Below are 5,955 nucleotides of genomic sequence, written 5' to 3'. Positions count from 1 at the left end.
CTATCACGAGCGGGTTTTGGCCGAATCGCCCCTGATTGTTACGGCTGTTGGTGCTGTGGATCATGAGCGTTTGTGTGGATGGGTGCAGCATGCCTTTCCCGAAACGCGTCGTCCGGCCCCCCCGCAAAATGGCTTGCCCCCCCGCTTTCAGCTTGGTAAAAAAAGTCTGCGCCGTTCAGAAGCCCGTCAGGCGCATTTGGTCTGGATGGCGCCAGCTTGTTCCGTCGAATCAGAAGACTATCTCGCCCATGTTGTGGCCAATGCCATTCTGGGGGGAGGCACCGCCTCTTATTTATTCCGGGAACTCAGGGAAAGGCGCGGATTGGCGTATCAGGTATTTTCCCATCTGGATGCTTTGCGCGACTGTGGCGAATGGTCCCTGTATGTAGCCACCCCGGAAGATAAGGCCCATGAAGCCGGCAAGGCGATGTCCGAAGTGCTGACTAAATTGCTGAGTGAGGGACCCGGTTCGAGCGATATGCTCTGGGCAAAACGCAGCTTGCGGATTCAGTTATTGCTCGGGCAGGAAGATGCCGAAGTGCGCATGAGTCGGCTGGCTCGCCAGTGGCTTTATCTGGGCCGCCTGCATTCGGCAGAACAATCCTTGCAGAAACTGGAGCTTGTGGACGCAGAAGCCGTACGTCGGGTTTTGCGCGAAGCCTGGGAACAACGCCTGGAAATGAGCTGCTTACCCTCACGCCGCAAGACTTAGGAAAACTGGTCCTTCCAGCGTCGCAAAGCGGTAAATACAGATAATGCCGTGCCGCCGCTGAGGGGGTCAAAGTGCCGGGCACTGGCAATCAGCGCAGGATCAGCACAGCGCAGAAAAGGATTGCTGGCGCGTTCCAGAGCAATGCTTGACGGCAAGGTGGGTTGTCCACGCTCGCGCTGCTTTTGGGCTTGTATTTGTCTATCCCGAATAACCGGGTTGCCAGGATCCACCAAAGCTGCAAAACGCAAATTATTCCGGGTATATTCGTGGGCGCAGTACACCGCTGTCTCCGGAGGAAGCGCGGCAAGCTGCTGTAAGCTATGGAACAACATCTCGGGAGTGCCTTCAAAGAGCCGTCCGCAGCCGGCAGCAAAAAGTGTGTCTCCGCAAAACAGAGACGCATTCCAGACATAAGCGATGTGATCCCGGGTATGACCCGGAACTTCCATGACCTGGATTTCTGCGGAGCCAATGGTCAGTTTTCCAGCGGCAACCGGATGGGTCAGGGCGGGTATCCGGTCATTGGCACCATAGACAGGAATGCGGAAATGGTCGGCGAGGGCAGCTACGCCTCCTGTATGATCGGCATGATGATGCGTGCAGAGTATGGCCGTCGGCACCATCTGTCTGGGCGCAAGCCATTGAAAAACCGGTTCGGCGTCGCCGGGATCGACAATCCAGACTCCGGCGCTGCTTTCCAGCACATAAATGTAGTTATCCGCAAATGCAGGAATGAAATGCACAGACATGTTTGGTTCTCAGGGCAAGCGGGTTACCATAAGCCTACTATGGGAGCCGGTTGGGGTCACGCACACTTGGGTTTTTTGTCATGTTGAGGCGGTGTTACTGAAATGTCAGGGCGGGGACGTCTTAGCCGGCCGCAAGAACAGCGGGCTGCCGTGTGGTGGGATAGTGGTGCCGGACGTCTGCTGCTGGATCGGGCTCGGGATATTCTCCCTCGCTGGATTGAGCGTTTGCAGCCGGAAACGGTTTTGCAACTGGGGCAACCGCTATTCTGGGGAATGCCTCCAGGCACAGAGCGAACCTGGGTGTTGCTGAATGATGGCGCTGCTTTGCCACCGGAAGCTTATTTGCAGGTTTGCGGGGCCTGTCCGGATATGCCTTTTGCGCCCATGCGCTTTGATCTGGTTATTGTTCCCTTTTGTTTGAGTCGAATGAGCGATCCTGAAGCGGTGCTGGACGAATGCTGGCGGGTGCTGCGCCCTGAAGGTCATGTATTGATCATGGATTTTAATCCCGGGGGGAGCTTGAGCTTCATGCGCCGCTGGCGTTTATGGCGGCGGGATCGGGCCTGGCCCTGGCGGCGTCCCTTTCTGCCCTTAGGGAAGTTGCGTACCCTGCTCGAAAATCAGGATTTTATACTGAAAGAGGGGCGCTACTTTCAGTATACCCTGCCGGGTTTGGAAAAAAATGCACAATGGATGGAGCTCGTGGGTGACCGTTGGTGGCCGGCGGGTGCAAACGCTTATTTACTGCTGGCCCAACGCCGTGACCCTGAGCGACCTTTGGTCGGCCTGGCTACGCCCGTAAAAATGCGTCGGGAGCGTCGTAAAGTCAGCTCTGAAGCCCCGGCAGCTTATGATCACTCGGACCTGGGATGATGACGGATAAAATTGTGGAATTGTTTACGGATGGTGGATGCCGGGGTAATCCCGGCATCGGGGCCTGGGGTGCCTGGTTGCGGCGCGAAACACAGGAGAAGGTACTCTGGGGATTTGAACCGGAAACCACCAACAACCGCATGGAATTGACAGCTGCTCTGCGCGGTCTCGAAGCCCTGAAACGTCCAACCCGGGTCCGCGTGATCAGTGATTCCCGTTATTTGCGTGATGGCATGACCCAGTGGTTGCCAGGTTGGCAACGGCGCGGCTGGCGCACAGCGGGTGGGGATCCGGTCAAAAATCAGGATATCTGGGAGTATCTGGTAAAAGCCGCTGCTCCCCATGAGGTAGAATGGGAATGGGTGCGCGGGCACTCCGGTCATGTGGAAAATGAAAAGGTCGATGCCCTGTTGAATCAGGTCATGAATCAGTACGGCGCGCACCAGCAGCGCGAAGAGGGGGAAGGATGGCTTTAAGACAGGTGGTGCTGGATACGGAAACGACTGGTATTGACTGGAAACAGGGTCATCGGGTCATTGAAATTGGCGCGGTAGAGTTACTGGATCGCCGTTTGACGGGGAATAATTACCAACAGTACCTCAACCCCCAGCGCAGCAGTGATCCCGAAGCCCTGCGCGTGCATGGCCTCAGCGATGCGTTTCTTGCGGATAAACCACTATTCGCCGAAGTGGTTGAGGACTTTCTGAATTATTTGGGTGATGCAGAGCTGATTATTCATAATGCGCCCTTTGATCTGGGTTTTTTGAACCATGAACTCGGAAAAATAGAAAAAATGCCTCTGAATCATAACGTGCTGGATACCTTGGTGGATGCCCGTCGTCGTCATCCCGGGCAGAAAAATGACCTGAACAGCCTGTGCCGACGATATAATGTCGACAATAGTCACCGTGAGCTGCACGGCGCATTGCTGGATTGCGAAATTCTGGCCAAGGTCTATCTCGCTATGACCGGTGGGCAGGTGGATATGATGGGCTTGTTGAATGCTTCAGAGGAGCAGTCGGGAACGGAGTCTTCCCGAGATTCTGCGACTTCTGTGCAAATTGCTCAATTCAACAGCAGCACGGTAGCAGGGCGGCCGCGATTGCGGGTTATTCGCGCTACTGCGGAAGAAACCGCCCTGCATGCCCAATATTTAGAGGATATGGGCGGAAAAGCTTTATGGAATGAGCCATAAAGCGCTGTAACTTATTGTTTGTGCTCAATGAGCTCGATGCGGTAACCGTCAGGATCTTCCACAAAGGCAATGATGGTACTGCCGTGTTTCATGGGTCCTGCTTCGCGCACCACTTTGCCACCCCGCCCACGAATGGCCTCGCAAGCCGCAGCGGCATTTTCCACTTCCAGGGCAATATGCCCGAAGGCATCACCGAGTGTGTAATGATCTACGCCCCAATTGTAGGTCAGTTCAATGACGGCACCGGCGCTTTCTTCCTGATAGCCCACAAAAGCGAGGGTAAACTTGCCTTCGGGATAATCTTTGCGGCGTAACAGATGCATGCCGAGGACTTCCGTATAAAACTGGATGGAGCGATCCAAATCACCCACCCGCAGCATGGTATGTAAAAGACGCATTTGACTCTCCTTGCACAGGTTACTGTACGGTTTTTGTCCAGAGATGTATTACCCCTGCAATCGTTTTTCAATCCGCAGACGCAGTGCGTTGAGTTTGATGAACCCTTCTGCATCTTTCTGATTATAGGCGCCAGCATCATCTTCGAAGGTCGCAATGCGGGGATCAAACAGACTTTCCTGAGACTTGCGACCGACTACACTGCAGGTTCCCTTAAAGAGCTTGACGCGAACCACGCCGCTCACCAGACGCTGGGTCTGGTCGATCAGGGTCTGCAGAGCACGGCGTTCCGGACTCCACCAGAAGCCATTGTAGACAATGCTGGCATAGCGGGGCATCAGCTCATCCTTGAGATGGGCGACTTCCCGATCGAGGGTAATGGATTCAATAGCGCGATGGGCCTTGAGCAAAATGTTGCCGCCAGGCGTTTCATAGCAGCCTCGCGACTTCATGCCGACATAACGGTTCTCGACAATATCCAGGCGGCCGACGCCATGCTCGCCACCTACGGTATTGAGGTGCGCCAGTAATTGCTCAGGATTCAGGGCTTCACCGTCCACCGCGATGGGATCACCATGGGCATAGGTGATTTCCAGATAGCGGGGTTGATCCGGTGCTTTCTCAGGCGCTGTAGTCCAGCGCCACATGCTCTCTTCGGCCTCCGCCCAGGGGTCTTCCAGAATGCCGCCTTCATAGGAAATATGGAGAAGATTGGCATCCATGGAGTAGGGCGACTTTTTACCGTGTTTTTCCACAGGAATACCGTGTTTTTCGGCATACTTGAGGAGCTTTTCACGGGAGTTCAGGTCCCATTCCCGCCAGGGAGCAATGACCTGAATGGCCGGGTTCAGGGCGTAAGCACCCAGTTCAAAGCGGACCTGATCGTTGCCCTTGCCGGTGGCTCCATGCGCAACGGCATCAGCACCTACTTCGGCGGCAATTTCCACCATGCGCTTGGCGATAAGGGGCCGGGCAATGGAAGTCCCCAGCAGGTATTCCCCCTCATAAATGGTATTGGCGCGAAACATGGGAAATACATAATCGCGGACAAATTCCTGACGGAGGTCGTCAATGAATATTTCCTTGGCACCGAGCTTTTCTGCCTTGATGCGGGCTGGTTCCACTTCTTCACCCTGACCGATATCTGCCGTAAAGGTGACAACATCACATTGATATTGATCTTGCAGCCATTTGAGAATGACCGAGGTATCGAGACCCCCTGAGTAGGCGAGAACGACTTTTTTGACCATTTAAGAAGCTCCTTGCAAAGCGGCCACAGGGCCGATGCCAAATAAAAATTCCATGAGCGCCTTCTGGGCGTGCAGGCGATTTTCCGCCTCTTCCCAGACGACAGAAAGGGGACCATCCATAATATCTGCGCTGACTTCTTCTCCGCGATGTGCCGGAAGGCAGTGCATGAACAAAGCGCCAGGCGCAGCAGCAGCCATGAGGGCGTGATTCACCTGAAAATCCTGAAGAATGGCGCGGCGCTGCTCGGCCTCCTGTTCCTGGCCCATGCTGGTCCAGACATCCGTTACAACCAGATCGGCACCTTCCACTGCTGAAACAGGATCGTGGAGGACGGTGACATATTCTCCCCCGGTTGCCAGCATGTCGGCGCTGGGGGCATAGGGGGCAGGGCTACCGATACGCAGGCTGAAATTGAAAATGCGTGCGGCCTCCATCCAGGAATGGGCCATGTTGTTGGCTCCATCTCCTACATAGGCAACTCTCCGTCCTTCCAGTGTGCCCCAGTGTTCGGTGGCGGTCATGAGATCGGCAAGCAACTGGCAGGGGTGGTGGTCATCGGAAAGACCATTGATGACGGGCACTCTGGAGGCTGCGGCAAAGAGCTTGAGGTTGTCATGGCTGAAAGTGCGGATCATGACCATGTCTACCATCCGGGAAATCACCCGGGCGGTGTCTTCAATGCTTTCTCCGCGACCCAGTTGAGTGTCGCGTGGCGAGAGGAAAAGGGCATGTCCGCCCAGTTGCGCCATACCCGTCTCAAAGGAAACCCGGGTCCGGGT

The 5,955-nt window shown here is 55.3% G+C and carries 8 protein-coding genes; 4 read left to right on the top strand and 4 right to left on the bottom strand.

What is annotated here, in order from left to right; translation table 11 throughout:
• Positions 1-712: M16 family metallopeptidase (locus tag AC2VLY_RS11785; RefSeq protein WP_486892494.1), on the top strand; the 712-nt coding region annotated here is incomplete at its 5' end.
• On the opposite strand, the gene gloB is transcribed toward AC2VLY_RS11785, so the two are convergent.
• Complete coding sequence (gloB, locus tag AC2VLY_RS11780; RefSeq protein ID WP_486892495.1) at positions 709-1,461, bottom strand: hydroxyacylglutathione hydrolase; 753 nt, start codon at positions 1,459-1,461, stop codon at positions 709-711. The genes AC2VLY_RS11785 and gloB overlap by 4 nt on opposite strands.
• A 150-nt stretch (positions 1,462-1,611) precedes the next feature.
• On the opposite strand from gloB, the gene AC2VLY_RS11775 reads away from it, so the two are divergent.
• Genes AC2VLY_RS11775 through dnaQ form a run of 3 tightly spaced genes read left to right on the top strand, consistent with a single transcriptional unit; the run spans position 1,612 to position 3,529 of the window.
• Positions 1,612-2,334, top strand: coding sequence for a class I SAM-dependent methyltransferase (locus AC2VLY_RS11775; protein ID WP_486892496.1), 723 nt, complete (start codon positions 1,612-1,614; stop codon positions 2,332-2,334).
• Positions 2,334-2,810: a ribonuclease HI gene (gene rnhA, locus AC2VLY_RS11770; RefSeq protein ID WP_300254219.1), complete on the top strand. Its 477-nt coding sequence runs from the start codon at positions 2,334-2,336 to the stop codon at positions 2,808-2,810. Before AC2VLY_RS11775 ends, rnhA begins: the two co-directional genes overlap by 1 nt.
• Entirely contained in the window at positions 2,801-3,529 is a 729-nt protein-coding gene (gene dnaQ / locus AC2VLY_RS11765; protein WP_486922333.1) for a DNA polymerase III subunit epsilon, read from the top strand. Before rnhA ends, dnaQ begins: the two co-directional genes overlap by 10 nt.
• An 11-nt stretch (positions 3,530-3,540) precedes the next feature.
• Here dnaQ and gloA read toward each other — a convergent pair whose 3' ends face one another.
• The 3 genes from gloA to argF all read right to left on the bottom strand — a co-directional run.
• Positions 3,541-3,927 carry a lactoylglutathione lyase gene (gene gloA, locus AC2VLY_RS11760; protein ID WP_193651797.1) on the bottom strand — a complete coding sequence of 129 codons (387 nt, stop codon included), beginning with the start codon at positions 3,925-3,927 and terminating at the stop codon, positions 3,541-3,543.
• A 48-nt stretch (positions 3,928-3,975) separates the two neighbouring features.
• Positions 3,976-5,175 carry an argininosuccinate synthase gene (locus AC2VLY_RS11755; RefSeq protein ID WP_010641523.1) on the bottom strand — a complete coding sequence of 400 codons (1,200 nt, stop codon included), beginning with the start codon at positions 5,173-5,175 and terminating at the stop codon, positions 3,976-3,978.
• The coding region (gene argF, locus AC2VLY_RS11750; protein WP_486922332.1) for an ornithine carbamoyltransferase at positions 5,176-5,955 on the bottom strand (780 nt) is incomplete at its 5' end.

Source organism: Acidithiobacillus sp. TH-A36 (assembly GCF_057473445.1).
The sequence above is the reverse complement of the archived record's forward strand: the minus strand, read 5'-3'. Positions and strand labels throughout refer to the sequence as shown.